Annotated in this window: 10 protein-coding genes; 7 read left to right on the forward strand and 3 right to left on the reverse strand. The window is 56.2% G+C overall.

Annotation, left to right across the window (positions count from 1 at the left end):
• Positions 1-223 precede the first annotated feature (223 nt).
• From RLW41_RS03015 to RLW41_RS03030, 4 genes are all read left to right on the forward strand, one after another.
• Positions 224-1,360 carry an efflux RND transporter periplasmic adaptor subunit gene (locus tag RLW41_RS03015; RefSeq protein WP_414463434.1) on the forward strand — a complete coding sequence of 379 codons (1,137 nt, stop codon included), beginning with the start codon at positions 224-226 and terminating at the stop codon, positions 1,358-1,360.
• Entirely contained in the window at positions 1,360-4,449 is a 3,090-nt protein-coding gene (locus RLW41_RS03020; protein ID WP_414464651.1) for an efflux RND transporter permease subunit, read from the forward strand. Before RLW41_RS03015 ends, RLW41_RS03020 begins: the two co-directional genes overlap by 1 nt.
• 32 nt (positions 4,450-4,481) lie before the next feature.
• The gene (locus RLW41_RS03025) at positions 4,482-5,066 is read left to right on the forward strand and encodes a TetR/AcrR family transcriptional regulator (protein ID WP_414463435.1); all 585 of its coding nucleotides are present in this window, start codon (positions 4,482-4,484) and stop codon (positions 5,064-5,066) included.
• A 76-nt stretch (positions 5,067-5,142) separates the two neighbouring features.
• Positions 5,143-5,991, forward strand: coding sequence for an alpha/beta fold hydrolase (locus tag RLW41_RS03030; protein WP_414463436.1), 849 nt, complete (start codon positions 5,143-5,145; stop codon positions 5,989-5,991).
• Between the two features lie 65 nt (positions 5,992-6,056).
• On the opposite strand, the gene RLW41_RS03035 is transcribed toward RLW41_RS03030, so the two are convergent.
• Positions 6,057-7,052, reverse strand: coding sequence for a GlxA family transcriptional regulator (locus tag RLW41_RS03035; RefSeq protein WP_414463437.1), 996 nt, complete (start codon positions 7,050-7,052; stop codon positions 6,057-6,059).
• Positions 7,053-7,206: 154 nt separating this feature from the next.
• On the opposite strand from RLW41_RS03035, the gene RLW41_RS03040 reads away from it, so the two are divergent.
• On the forward strand, positions 7,207-7,863 hold the full coding sequence (locus tag RLW41_RS03040; protein ID WP_414463438.1) for an HD domain-containing protein: 657 nt from the start codon (positions 7,207-7,209) through the stop codon (positions 7,861-7,863).
• A gap of 229 nt (positions 7,864-8,092) precedes the next feature.
• Here the strand turns inward: RLW41_RS03040 and RLW41_RS03045 are convergent, their stop codons facing one another.
• A complete protein-coding gene (locus tag RLW41_RS03045) occupies positions 8,093-10,045 on the reverse strand; it encodes a PAS domain S-box protein (RefSeq protein ID WP_414463439.1) in 1,953 nt (650 codons plus the stop codon).
• A 362-nt stretch (positions 10,046-10,407) separates the two neighbouring features.
• Complete coding sequence (locus RLW41_RS03050; RefSeq protein WP_414464652.1) at positions 10,408-10,848, reverse strand: c-type cytochrome; 441 nt, start codon at positions 10,846-10,848, stop codon at positions 10,408-10,410.
• A 325-nt stretch (positions 10,849-11,173) separates the two neighbouring features.
• On the opposite strand from RLW41_RS03050, the gene RLW41_RS03055 reads away from it, so the two are divergent.
• Both RLW41_RS03055 and rbbA read left to right on the forward strand, forming a co-directional pair.
• Entirely contained in the window at positions 11,174-12,274 is a 1,101-nt protein-coding gene (locus RLW41_RS03055) for an HlyD family secretion protein (RefSeq protein WP_414463440.1), read from the forward strand.
• Entirely contained in the window at positions 12,271-15,027 is a 2,757-nt protein-coding gene (gene rbbA / locus RLW41_RS03060) for a ribosome-associated ATPase/putative transporter RbbA (RefSeq protein ID WP_414463441.1), read from the forward strand. Before RLW41_RS03055 ends, rbbA begins: the two co-directional genes overlap by 4 nt.
• The last annotated feature ends 1 nt before the right edge of the window (position 15,028 follow it).

Below are 15,028 nucleotides of genomic sequence, written 5' to 3' on the forward strand. Positions count from 1 at the left end.
CGTCGCGGCAACCGGCCAGCAGCCGTCATGCCAGACTTTGCCACTTGATAGCCGGACCTCCGCCCTCCGGCTCGCCCCAAGCTGCTCGTCATCCCCCCGTCCAAAATAAAAAAGATTATGGCCAGCATCTTTTCCCGCTTGCACTTTTAAGATGTCAAATATAATCTATATTTAGAAATTCGGTTCGAAGGTTAGTGGACCGCCGTCAGGCAGTGAGGTCGTGATGAAAATTCTAGAAACGAACGCCGGGCATTCGCATCTGGTCGGCACGTCATTATTGAAAGCATCCGTCGCCGTCGTGGCTTTGACGCTCGTGTCCGTGGGCGTAGCCGCTTGCAAACCGACCGACGCCGATCCGAGGAGCGGCGTGCCACTCGTTCGTGTGGCAACAGTTCACTCGGCAAGCGCCGCCGAACGCGCCTTCACAGGTGTGATTGCGGCAAAGGTGCAGAGCAATCTCGGCTTCCGCGTTGCCGGAAAGATCATCGAACGCCTCGTCGATACCGGGCAGACCGTCAAAGCTGGTCAGCCATTGATGAAGCTCGATCCCGTAGACCTGAAACTCACCATCGTCGCGCAGACAAACGCCATCAATGCGGCCCGCGCCACTGCCATTCAAGCGCGTGCCGATGAGGCGCGGTACAAGAACCTTGTCGGCGAAGGCTGGATCTCTCATCAGCGCTACGAACAGGCGAAGTCTGCGTTGGATAACGCGGAAGCGCAGCTCGCCGCCGCTGAAGCCAATGCGCAACTCGCCCGCAACGCAGAAGATTATTCGGTCCTGACAGCCGACGCTGACGGTGTGGTTATGGAGACGCTTTCAGAACCCGGACAGGTCGTCTCTGCCGGACAAACCGTGGTTCGCCTCGCGCATGCCGGCGCGAGAGAGGCTTCCGTTGATCTTCCCGAAACCGTGCGGCCTGCGATCGGCTCGGAAGCAACCGCTACGCTTTATGGCGATCTCAAGTCTCGCTCGATCGCTCGGCTCCGTCAGCTTTCTGATGCCGCAAATCCCGCGACGCGTACCTATGAAGCGCGATACGTCCTTAGCGGGGCGGCAGCAAATGCTCCTCTCGGTGCGACGGTAACGGTTCACATCCCGCAGTTCAAAGCCAAAGATATCGTCGAAGTGCCTGTGAGCGCGGTGATCGATAACGGTACGTCGTCGGGCGTATGGCTGGTCGATCAGCAGAAGATGGCCGTGAATTTCCGACCGGTGAAGCTCGCCGGCATCGGTGAAGAGAAGGCATTCATCAGCAGCGGCGTAGACGTTGGCGATCAGGTAGTCGCACTGGGCGGTAGACTTCTGCACAACGGCGATAACGTTCGCGTCGAAGGCGAAGAAACGGCATCACGATGATAAGCTTTAATCTCTCCGCCCTCGCGGTCCGCGAACGTGCCATCACGCTGTTTCTCATCATCGCAATTACCTTGGCGGGCGCCTATGCGTTCGACAAGCTCGGCCGAGCCGAAGATCCGCCTTTTACCATCAAAGTTTTGACGGTAACCGCCATGTGGCCCGGCGCGACCGCAAAAGAGATGCAGGATCTCGTTGCCGAGCCTCTCGAAAAGCGCATGCAGGAACTGCGTTGGTATGATCGGGTGGAGACGTTCACGCGCCCTGGCTTGATGCTGATGAAGGTCCAGATGAAGGACCAGACGCCGCCAGCCGATATCCCCGAGCAATTCTACCAAGCGCGCAAAAAGCTCGGCGATGAGGCGCTGAAGCTGCCGTCCGGTACAATTGGGCCTTTCATCAACGACGAATACGCCGATGTCACCTTTGCTCTTTATACCGTACAGGGCGATCGGATGCCGCCGCGCCAGTTAACTAGAGAGGCCGAAGCGCTGCGGCAGCGACTACTCCATGTGGCGGGCGTAAAGAAAGTCGATATCCTCGGCGAGCGGCCAGAACGCATTTACGTCGAGTTTTCGTACGCCAAGCTCGCGACGTTGGGCATCAGCGCCCGGACCATCTTTGATGCGCTCAATCGCCAGAACGTCGTCACGGCCGCAGGTTCCGTCGACACCAACGGTCCGCAAGTGTTTGTCCGGGTCGAAGGTGCTTATGACGATCTTCAAAAGATTGCCGACACGCCAATCGTGGCCGGCGGCCGTGTTCTGAAGCTCTCCGACGTCGCAGAGGTGAAGCGCGGCTACGAGGATCCAGCCACCTTTTTGATCCGACATAACGGCGATCCGGCGATGGTGCTAGGCGTCGTCATGCAAGACGGATGGAATGGCCTGGATCTGGGCAAAGCCCTCGACGAAGAAGAAGCGAAGATTGCGAAATCTTTGCCCGCCGGATTGTCCTTAAACAAGATTATCGATCAGGCTGAAAACATCCGAGAATCCATTGACGAGTTCATGCTGAAGTTCGTCGTCGCTTTGGCGGTGGTGATGATCGTCAGCCTTCTGAGCCTTGGATGGCGCGTCGGCATCGTTGTGGCAGCGGCCGTACCTTTGACGCTCGCGGCAGTCTTCGTGATTATGATGATCACCGGCAGAAACTTCGATCGCATTACGCTCGGCGCGCTCATCCTGGCTCTTGGTCTTCTCGTCGATGACGCCATCATCGCTATCGAAACGATGGTCGTGAAGCTCGAAGAAGGCTACGAGCGCACAAAAGCGGCGGCCTACGCCTGGAGCCACACGGCAGCGCCGATGCTTTCGGGAACGCTCGTCACCGTCATCGGCCTGATGCCAGTCGGGTTTGCGAGGTCAACGGCAGGCGAATATGCGGGCAATATTTTCTGGATTGTCGCCTTCGCCCTCATCACTTCGTGGATCGTGGCCGTAGCCTTCACGCCTTACCTCGGTGTGAAAATGCTGCCGAACATTAAGCCCATCCAAGGTGGACACACCGCGATTTATTCAACTCCGAACTATGAGCGCTTCAGACGAGCGGTAAGCTGGGCGGTGCGTCGCAAGTATATCGTGGCGGGCTTCGTCGTCCTGCTCTTTGTTGCCGCTGGTGTGGGCATGGCTGGGGTAAAACAGCAGTTTTTCCCAAGCTCCGATCGACGTGAGTTGCTTGTCGAAGTGCAGATGCCCGAAGGCTCAAGCATCGAAGTGACGAGCGCGGCCGTCGCGAAAGTCGAGGCTTGGCTAAAAACGCAGCCCGAAACGAGGAATATCGTCTCCTTCATCGGACAAGGCGCTGCACGCTTCTTCCTCGCCTATGATCCGGAACTGCCGGACCCATCATTCGCGAAAATCGTCGTCCTGACACCAAGCTCGGAAGCACGAGATGAACTGAAGTTGCGCATTCGTCAAAAGATTACCGAGGGACTGGCACCCGAGGCGCGCGTTCGTGCAGCGCAATTCGTGTTCGGACCGCCGTCACCCTTCCCGGTCGCTTTCCGCGTCATGGGGCCAGACCTCGATAAGCTGAGAGCAATCTCACAAAAAGTGGTCGCGATCATGCGTGCCAATCCGCATACGCGTGATGTGAACACCGACTGGACCGAAAGAACACCGTCCGTTCGTTTCACGGTTGATCAGGATCGGCTTCGTTTGATCGGATTATCACCGAGCGACGTCGCCCAGCAGCTGCAGTTCCTGCTGACCGGCGTGACTGTGACCGGGGTCCGAGAAGATATCCGCACGGTGCAAGTCGTTGCCCGCAGCGCCGGTCCGGACAGGCTGGATCCGACCAAACTCGGCAATCTTGTCCTGCAAAACGATAGCGGCCAATTGGTGCCGCTCAGTCAGGTTGGCCACATCGAGATTGTGCAAGAGGATCCGATCCTGAAGCGGCGTGACCGCACGCCGACGATTACGGTGCAGAGCGACATCGACGAGTCGATGCAGCCGCCGCCGGTATCGTTGGAAATTCAAAAAGCCTTGCAGCCACTGATTGCGTCTCTTCCCGATGGCTATCGCATCGAGATGGGCGGCAACATCGAAGAGGCGACGAAAGCCAACGACGCGCTGGTCCCCGTGTTTCCAATCATGATCGCACTGACAATGATCGTGATCATCTTCCAGGTGAGATCGTTCGCGGCAATGTGGCTTGTCTTGGCGACCGCGCCGCTTGGACTGATCGGTGCGGTGCCGACGCTGCTGATCTTCAACCAGCCCTTCGGCTTCAACGCCATCCTCGGTTTGATCGGGCTATCCGGTATCTTGATGCGCAACACGTTGATCCTGATCGAGCAGATCAAGACCAACAAAGATGAAGGCCTCGATGATTATCATGCGGTGGTTGAGGCCACCGTCCAGAGATCACGCCCCGTTGTCCTCACCGCTTTGGCTGCCGTGCTCGCCTTCATTCCACTGACGACATCGGTCTTTTGGGGCTCCATGGCCTACACACTGATAGGCGGGACGGCGGTCGGAACATTCTTGATCCTACTCTTTCTGCCTGCGCTTTACGCGATTTGGTTCCGCGTCCGTCCGACTGAAAAGGTTCATTCGCACGCGGCTGAAGTCACAGCAGTGGCGTGACCGAACAAGAGCAAGAACAAAGGAGAAATGCCGTGCGACTCTCGCGCGAGGTCAAAGCTCGACACCATAAGGAGATCACATCCGTAGCGTCGAGGATGCTGCGGGAACGGGGCATCGAGCGCACCAGTGTCGTCGATCTCATGCATGCGGCCGGGCTTACGCATGGCGGGTTTTACCGCCACTTCAAATCGAAGGACGAGCTTGTAGCCTCATCGGCAACGAAGGCGTTCGAGGAAGTCGTCGAACGCTTTGAAAGAAAAGCGGAGGAGGCTGGGCCGCGTGCGGCGCTCACGGCGTACGTGCTCGACTATTTATCCGATACGCACCGCGACGATCCCACTGTGGGCTGCATGATCTCGGCGTGCGGCGCAGAAGCATCAAGACAAAGCGACGTCGTTCGCGGCGCCTTCACGTCCGGTATCTGTCAGCTCATTGAGCTTGTCTCAGACGGATTGTCCTGCCCAAAGGAAACGCGCGCTGAACGCGCCATCGAGCTCGGAGGGCTGATGCTCGGAGCCCTCGTCATGGCGCGGGCGAGCAACGATGTGCAGCTATCGGAAAAAGTCCTCGCAGATGCAAAACGCCGCGCGCTTCAGATCATCGACCAGAAGGATTGAGATCTCAGAGCGTAAGCCTTCGCAAGCGTCATTTAACCTGAACGAAATCTTACAGATCAATATAGGAGATACCATTATGGCGACCGCCAGCGTATCCGCACCAAGCCTTCTTAAGGTCTCGGACAAGCTCAGCATGCGATTCCAAAAGATTGGTGAAGGCCCACCCTTGGTTCTCATGCATACGATCCGAACGCAACTTGAATACTTTCGTGAGTTAGCGCCAACTCTCGCCAAGTCTTACACCGTTTACGCTATTGATCTGCCCGGGCACGGCCGCTCGCCCATCGACCCCAACGCAAGATTGGATGAACCCTATATGAGAGAAGCCGTTATCGGCTTCATTGAATTGCTCAACCTCACAGACGTTACGCTTGTTGGCGAGTCCATCGGAGGTGCACTTGCGCTGACTGTTGCAGCCTCGATACCGCAGCGGATCAAGCGCGTATATTCGATCAACCCTTACGATTACGAAACCCGTTACGGCGATGGCATCCGGCGCGGAAACTGGTTCTCGAACTTCATCATCGGCAGTTTGCAAATCCCTGTACTGGGGGCGTTTAACGCGTCGTTGGAGAACAAGGTCGTGCTCAAGAAGATCATGGACGGCGGCTATCACGATCCAAAAAAATTTCCTGCCGATTTGTTGGTCGAATTCGATCAAGTTGCCCACCTACCAGGATATAAGCGCGCTGCGCGCAAAGTGCTGGCCGGCTGGCGATCCTGGAGCAAAGCGCGGGACCTTTATCGCGGCATCAGCGCACCGGTTACCTTGATTTACGGTGACACTGACTGGTCTCATACTGTCGAAAGGGATCGGACTCGTTCGCTAATCCCACAGGCAAACTTGATCACTCTTAAAGACACTGGCCACTTCTCAGCGGTCGAAAATCCCGGCGATCTGGCGCGCATCATCTTGGCGGATTAGCAGAGCGAGAGGAAGAGTTGGTGACTCAAAAAGTGATGCCGCCCCCTTACTCGAGCGTTGCGAATTCAAGATCTTGCGTCAACCAGTCTTCTTCGGTGCACATAGCGGAAGCTCTCTCGATAGCGTTGAGGGCTTACGCCTAGCCGACGCTGAAAAGCAGCACGCATCTGCTCGGGGCCTCCAAACCCGCAAGCAAAAGCCACCGATTTCAGTGCAAGGTCGGTTGCTTCGAGGAGATTGCGCGCATGGTCGAGGCGCACCGCTTCGACGTAATCGTGAGGAGTTATCTTGAGGTCTTTGACGAATAGTCGGGCTATCGAGCGAGGACTTGTACCAGCTATTTGCGCCAGGCGCGCAACCGATAGTGGCTCTCCAATGTGACTGAGCACGTATGCTTGGACCTTACCAAGGGCTGATCGCGGATCGCTGCGCGGCTGCAGCAAGGGGCTGAACTGCGACTGACCGCCTTGGCGCTGCGTCACAACCACCAGACGCTTTGCGCAGGAAAGAGCGACTGAAGCCCCATAGTCTTCGCTCACAAGTTCGAGTGCAAGATCAATTCCGGCGGTGACGCCGGCGGACGTTACCAACGCGCCATCGCGCAAAAAAATACGATCATGCTCGATCCGCGCTTTGGGGAAGTCTGCTTCGAGCTTGGCAGCATTTTGCCAATGGGTTGTAACCGTCCGCCCGTCTAAGAGACCCGCTCGGCCGAGCGCGAAAGCGCCGGTGCAGATTGACCCATACCGCACCGCTCTCTTGCACCAAGTGCGAAGCCACTTTGACATAGCGGTATCGTCTTCGGCATTTGGAAGCGTCGGGCCGCCAGCAACAAGAACCGTGTGAAATTTCCGTGCGGCTTGCGCAAACGTCTTATGCACGCCAATCAGCATGCCATTGGAGGCGCGCAGCGAACCCCGCTGGCCTGCAACGACTATGCAATCATAACCTTCGCCTTTGCTAAGAAATGCATTTGCCTCGGCAAAGACGTCGAGCGGCCCGGCTACGTCCAATGCTTGCACACCTTCATGAATAACGAGTGCAACCTGTTTCTTTGCCATTCAGCCCAACTTCCCTTGTCAGCTGCCTCTCAGGGCGTCGGCAGAATATCGTCGGAATTTGGCAGTTTTTCAATGAACGTTACTATTGCTGCCATGCCGCCGAACGGGGCAATAACATCCTCAGAAATATAGAGATGAGGAAGGGCTTCAAACCATGTCGGATAGGCTGAAGACCACGAGCATTGAAGGCGTCAAGGTGCCCGACAGCAAGCTCGGCGGAGCTATAACTGAGTTCGTCCGCGACACTGAAAGCGACTTACTCTTCAATCATTCCAGCCGCGTCTACTTCTTTGCTGCCATTGCCGGCGGGCAGCGAGAGCTTACCTTCAATTCTGAGCTTCTCTACGCTGCCGCAATGTTTCATGACGTCGGCCTCATGCCCAAACACAGCAGCTCGAATCTTCGTTTCGAAGTGGACGGAGCTAATGCGGCTCGCGAGTTTCTCAGGAGCTATAATGTCGATCCGTCCGACATAGAAAGAGTCTGGACGGCCATTGCGCTGCATACGACACCGGGCGTGCCTGAGTTCATGCATCCAATCGTTGCACTGACGACCGCAGGTGTCGAAATGGATGTTCTAGGCTTGACCTATGGGCAATATTTCGATGACACCCGAGAGGCTGTGGTGAAGGCCTATCCGCGCACGCCTCACTTTAAGGAAGATATCATTCAAGCCTTCTACGACGGCATCAAACACAAGCCTGACACGACATTTGGCAACGTCAAGGCTGATGTCATCGCCGACAAGGTGCCTCACTTCCATCGAGGGAACTTCTGCTCAGTGATCCGCGAGTCACGCTGGAAGGCTTGATATCCAAAATGGCGGTGCGGAGGATTCTTTTCTTATCGTCTAGCGAACTTGCGAGCCATTACATTGAAGCACGCTATCCCACAGTTTGACGAATACATTTGGATCGACCGGACGAACGCTGTGAGACCCATCGAGGACATTAAACTCGAAGGCATGCTCGAGACTCACTCATTCGGGCTTTAGCTGACATTGTCTCCGGCAGAGCCAATATGCTTAAAAAACACGCTGGTCACAGGCAGTCTCGAAGCGCCTGCGCGAGGTCTGCCTGCCTATACGGTTTGCGGAGCACATGAAACGTATCATTGGTGCTATTAAGCTCGGATGCGAACTCCGAGTCGTACCCTGAGGTCAGTAAGATCTTCGTACCGGAACTCGCGACGCGGGTCCGGGAGCCAAGTTCATAGCCGCTCATGCCCCCCGGCATCACCACATCGCTGAAGAGAATATCGAAGCTTTCCTCGGAAAGTTTTTGCAGCGCGCAGGCGCCGGAATCGGCTTCCTCAACGGTATATCCCAATCTTCGAATTCGCTCGGCCACCAGCTGTCGTAGTTCAGGGTTATCTTCGACAACAAGAACCTTTAAGTTGGCAGGAGGGATAGCGTGTTTTTCTGTTGCTTGCAGATCTCGCCGCACTTCCATCGCCACGCGTGGCAGATAGAGATTGACCACGGTCCCCTTTCCAAGTTCGCTATAGATGGTGACATTACCGCCTGACTGTTTGACAAAGCCGTGAATGCTTGAAAGCCCGAGACCCGTACCTTTACCGGTACCCTTGGTCGTGAAGAACGGCTCGAAGGCGCGCTTCACGATTTCCGGTGACATTCCCTCGCCATTGTCGGCCACTGTTATACGTATGTAATCCCCCGCCGGGATGCCGTATTCTTCGAGAACGTCATCGGATGTCAGCTGGAGATTAGCTGTCTCGATGCTCACACGGCCACCATGCCTCATGGCGTCTCGGGCGTTGACCGAGAGATTGAGGATCGCATTCTCAATTTCGCTGGGATCGACGCACACCATCCAGAGATCTTGTGCGAAGTTCGTCGATAGCGAGACGGTTTCTCCCAGGGCCCTTTCGAGCATTTCAACCATCGAGGTGATGTAGGTGTTGAGCTGGAGAACGGCCGGCTCCAGTTTTCTCTGACGGGAAAAGCTCAGCAGGCGGCGCGTCAGACGCGCCCCCATTTCCCCAGCTTCTAGCGCTCGCCGGCAGTAATCGTGTTTCTCTGCAACATCGGAGGTTTCGAAAACTTGCTCAAGATTTCCGAGGACAATCGTCAGGATGTTGTTGAAATCATGCGCGACACCGCCCGTCAGTTGGCCGAGCGCATCAAGCCGTTGTGACCGGTGGAGTGCCTCCGTCTGCGCAACCTGCTTGGTCAAATCGCGGAAGGAACGCATATGCCCGAGGATCTGTCCATTGCGGGCGGTGACAGAGGTTGCAACGACCTCGGCCGGAAAAACCTTTCCGTCTTTGCGGCGGCAGTTAACCGCCAGTGGATCGAGGCCCGTCGAGCCCGCGAGAGAGGCTCTCCAGACCCGCTCAAAGTCATAGTCGGTCTCATAGAGGAGCCGGGAGCTCTGGCCCACGAGCTCGGCTTCATCGTAGCCAAAAACAGATTTTACGGCGGGATTTGCGAGAAAAATCCGCCGGCCACTGTCCGTCAGAACGAGCGCGCGGGGTGTATCCTTGATGATCGCCTCGAAAAGCACTTGCTGGCGTTCGCTTTCTTCTTGTACGCGCCTCTCCATGGTGAGATCACGCACGATGCCCGCAAAATGCGCCTTGCCGTCGATCTGATATTCACTGACCGAGAGATGCATGGGAAAGGTCGAGCCATCCCGTCGCCGCCCAAAAACCTCGCGTCCGATGCCGATAATCTTGCGACGGCCCGTATGACGGTACTGCCGGAGATAGTCGTCGTGCCGCTCCGAATCGGGTGCCGGCATCAGCATGCTGACATTCGCGCCGATTAGCTCTGCGTTCGTATAGCCGAACAGTCTTGCAGCCGCCGGGTTGACACTCGTGATGAGGCCCAGACCATCGATAGCAATAATTGCATCGATTGCGGACTGAAATACCGCTGCAAGATGATCGAGTGATGCCTCCGGGGCAGGGTCGTCAGCAGCAATTGGCGACATAGGAAAAGGCCCAAGTGCCGAAAAAATGAACGCCGCCAATTCTGATCTGGCGCAAGCTTACGTCAAGAGCAAAATTTGCACTTCGGCCGTGGCGGCAGTCGTAAATGCCGGAACTTCAATGGAGTAAGCGACATTAGGGGCGATCCGCGCACCAATCGCCTGCGAGGGAGGAAATAAAAAGAGGATCGCGGAGGGGCGAGATCCTCGAACTTTTTGGCGCAGTGAATTTGAGATGATTTGGTGGAGGAACCTTACCATCTCTAGCGCTCTCGGTGCTGCGAGTTGTCGAAAGCGCCCGGGTCGACGGTAGAGATCGTAACAATCACCGTCGCACATTCGCAAACGGCAAAGGCCCAGCGTTTAGTCTCATTTCTGCAGCTTCGCTTGTCTTGCTCAGACAGCTATTTCGTCTGGAGGGCTTCGATATAGTTTTTGAGGTTGATGACAGCGATGCGCGAATAGGCGGCGCCGACCTTTCCACCCTCGCCTTCAATGCTAAAGATCATGCCCCAAATTGGCATGGCGCTCGTACCATGTCCGGAGATATCGCCTCCATAGCGGATAATCTCGACGATACGCTGTGCATCAAATTTTCCGTTAGCACGTTTGCTTAGCGTGGTTAGATCTGCCGGCTTTAAGGTCAGAACGCTGGCCATAGGTCCGTCTCCCGCGCCATCATCGCCATGGCACTGAGCACAGTGGTGAAGAAAAAGTTCTCGCCCTGAGGGAACTTCAGCCTCCCCAATCGGCGCGGAGACGGCAACGGTACTGGCGACACACAGCATAGCAAACGCGCCAGCAATCCCAGGGACCGTGAATCGGCTTTGGTTTAAACTGATCATTGCTGCGATACCCAAAAAGACGCCTCCAAGATTAGACGCATAAACAAATGACCCTAGGCGGCGGCTCAAACGTTGACGAGTATCAAGCAAAGAGAATTATCGTAGCGTTGGCCGGAGGGGTGGCAGAGAAAATTTGTTCCAAGTCAACGCTCTCATCCATGGGCAAGGTTAAGCGTCGACTTGAAATGGCTAAGGGGCAAGTGAGCATGTCGGGCACACGCACCTCGTAGCCAATGTTTATTTGGAAATGCTCGTGCCGACAGACGAGAACAATGGCCCAGCAAACGCGTTCTAACCGTGCATTGAGCCAAGTGAGCAATCCATCATGCAATCCGAGCAAAATGCAGAGAAAGAAGCAATTGCTCTGAAAGAACTGCCGCCGTCTCATGGACAGCTCGTTCCCGTAACAGCAAAATTACCCGTTCCAGCAGGGAACATCTCGACGGGCCCATTCGGCCGCTGGCGGAAGATGCTGGCAGTTCTCGCCGTCATCATGGCCATAGGCGGCGCTGGTTATTGGTGGATGCACAGGGTGCCTCCGCTTCCTCCCGGGATCGTAATGGGTAATGGGCGAATTGAAGCCGACCCGATTGACATAGCGACGAAATTTGCCGGGCGGGTTCTTGAATTGCGCGTCGACGAGGGCGCCAGGGTAACAGCTGGGCAAGTTCTTGCCGTCATGGATACGCGCGACCTCGATGCGTCGCTTAAAAAAGCAGAAGCTCAGGCAGAACAGGCAAAGAAGAGCATCAGCGAGGCAAAGGCGCTCCTCAATCAGCAGCATACTCAAGTCGTGCTCGCGCAGCAGGAGATGGACCGCGCCGAGTCGTTGTTAAAATCCGGCTGGGTCACGAAGCAGACCTATGATCAGCGCCAGCAGACGCTCAACTCGTCCAAAGCCGGAGAACTCGCGGCCCAGGCACGCGTCACCGAGGCAGAGCATGCGCTGGACGCAGCCAATCATGACGCCGAACTCTATCGGGTGAATATTGCGGATAATACCCTCGTTGCACCGCGAGACGGCCGGATTGCTTATCGCATCGCCAATACGGGAGAGGTCCTCGCGGCTGGAGGCAAAGTCTTCACTATGCTGGACTTCGGTTACGTTTACATGGACGTATATCTTCCAACACTCGAGGCCGGGAAAGTCAGAATCGGCGAGGACGCCCGCATCGTGCTCGATGCATATCCAGACCATCCCATTCCCGCGAACGTGACGTTTATTGCTGATCAGGCGCAATTTACACCAAAAATGGTCGAGACGCAGACTGAACGAGACAAGCTGATGTTCCGGGTGCGCGTGCGTATCGATCCTGAGCGCTCGGAAGCTCATGCGGACTACGTCCGGAGCGGTTTACCGGGAGTCGCTTACGTTCGAACCGACACCAAGACTGAGTGGCCGGAACGCCTGAAAGCTGGATCATGACGATGGCGGACGGGGCAGCAGTTGCTCGTCTCGAACGCGTGACCCACAGATATGGCGGCATCCTCGCGCTCGACGACCTAACAATCGAGATTCCGGCCGGCCAAATGGTCGGCCTTATCGGACCGGACGGCGTCGGTAAATCGACGTTGCTTGCGCTAGTCTCGGGCGCGCGCATGCTTCAATCGGGGCACGTCACGGTGTTGAACGCGGATATGTCCAAGGCCGTGGACCGCGAGGCAGTTTGTCCGCATATCGCGTACATGCCGCAGGGCCTCGGCAAGAACCTCTATCCCGATCTCAGCGTGCGCGAAAACATCGAATTTTTTGCCCGGCTCTTCGGTCAGGGGCGGCGCCAGCGCGAAGAACGCATCCCCAAGCTTCTCGACAGCACGGGCCTCGGACCTTTCGCCGATCGGCCGGCGCAAAAACTTTCGGGCGGCATGCGCCAGAAGCTTGGGCTCTGCTGCTCGCTCATTCACGATCCAGATCTTTTGATACTCGATGAGCCGACGACAGGCGTCGATCCGCTATCGCGGCGGCAATTCTGGGAGCTTATTCAGCGGATGCGCGAGCATCGTAGGGGCATGAGCGTATTAGTTGCAACAGCCTATATGGAGGAAGCCGAGCGCTTCGATTGGCTGTTCGCGATGAATGCCGGGAAGATCCTTACGGCGGGATCCCCAAGCGACATCAAAGAGAGAACCGGCGCGGGCGCAATCGAGGAAGCCTTCATTGACCTGCTTCCTCCGGAGGCGAAGTTGGACCATCGCACTCCGACGATCCCGCCGCGTCAGAGCATTGCCGATGGTGCGGTGATCGTCGCCCGTAATCTCACACGCCGGTTCGGCGACTTCACTGCGGTTGACCACGTAAGCTTCGATATAGAACGTGGGGAGATTTTCGGGTTCGTCGGGTCGAATGGTTGCGGCAAATCTACGACGATGAAAATGCTCACGGGTCTCCTGCCCTCGACCGAAGGCAGCGCGATGCTTTTCGGCGAACCCGTCAACGCGGACGAAATAAGTTCTCGCATGCGCGTCGGTTACATGTCGCAATCGTTTTCGCTTTATGGCGAATTGACCGTCCGTCAGAATCTCGAGCTACATGCCCGACTGTTTCATCTTCCGGCTGGATCGATCGAGGGACGGATTGCTTACCTCGTCCGGCGCTTTGGCCTGTCAGAGCACCTGAATAAACTGGCGGAAGATCTTCCGCTTGGAATCCGTCAGCGGCTGTCGCTCGCGGTGGCCGCGGTTCATGAGCCGGAGCTTCTCATTCTCGATGAACCGACATCGGGCGTAGATCCGATCGCGAGAGACCAGTTCTGGGAATTGCTGATCGAGCTGTCGAGAAAGAATGGTGTGACGATCTTCGTCTCGACTCACTTCATGAACGAAGCAGCGCGATGCGACCGTATCTCTCTTATGGACGCGGGACGCGTTTTGGCAACAGACACTCCAGCCAAACTGATCGAAGCGCGTCACGCGACGACACTCGAAGATGCCTTTATTTCATACCTCGAGGAATCGGCTTCGTCACGATCGCAGCCCTCCGGGTCAGAGACGATCCTCGATGTCGGACAAAAAGGGGATAGTTCAACCGCTTCACCGGGCGTATCCAGAATCTTTTCGGTGCGGCGCATGTTGGCTTACACCATAAGAGAGTCGCTCGAGCTGCTTCGCGACCCGATCCGGTTGAGCTTCGCTCTTCTCGGTACGGCATTTCTAATGCTGATTTTTGGTTTCGGCATCACGACTGATGTCAACTCATTGTCGTTCGCCGCTCTCGATCGAGACAATAGTTTTGAAAGCCGCGCTTATCTCAGTGAGCTGCGAGGCTCGCGCTATTTCATCGAGCAAGAGCCCTTCAGGAATGAGGATGAGTTGCAGAGCCGGCTAAAAAGCGGCACGGTTACGGCGACGATCGAGATTCCGCCGGGCTTCGGGCGCGATATACGACGCGGGAGGCCAACCGAGGTTGGCGTTTGGATTGACGGCGCGATGCCGTTCAGAGCCGAAACTATTCACGGCTATATTGAGGGCGTGCACCAGCAGTTCCTTTCCGATCCCGCAATCCGAGGTCACGTTGGCCTTGCAGATACGGACACGCCCGCGGATATAGAGATCCGCTTTCGCTACAATCAGGACTTCGATAGCATTTATGCGATGGTCCCCTCGACGATCGCAATGCAACTGGCGCTGATCCCTGCGATTTTGATGGCGCTCGCTATCGTCCGCGAGAAGGAGCTGGGTTCCATAACCAATCTTTACGTGACGCCGGTAACGCGGCTTGAGTTCCTGATTGGAAAGCAGCTTCCGTACATCGCGGTAGCAATGCTCAATTTCTTCATACTCTTTCTGATGGCCATCTTTATTTTTGATGTGCCGCTCAAGGGAAGCTTTTTAGCACTGCTAGTTGGATCGCTCATCTATGTTACTGCCACAACGGGCTATGGGATGGTCATCTCCTCCTTCACGGGAACGCAAATTGCGGCCTTGTTCGGGACTTCTATTTTGACTGTCCTGCCAGCGACGATGTTTTCCGGCATGATGACGCCCGTTTCGTCGATCACCGGTTTTGGAGCGATATTGGGCCGTCTTTTTCCGATGACCTATTTCGTCCCGATCAGTGTGGGGGCTTTTACGAAGGGGCTAGGGTTCCCGGATCTTGCGCGATACATCGCGACACTTGCGCTTTTCGTCCCTGCCTTAACCTCAATCAGCCTGTTCCTTCTGCGTAAGCAAGAAAAGTGAT

The sequence above is a fragment of the Hyphomicrobium sp. DY-1 genome (assembly GCF_047497105.1).
Classification (GTDB): Bacteria; Pseudomonadota; Alphaproteobacteria; order Rhizobiales; family Hyphomicrobiaceae; genus Hyphomicrobium_B.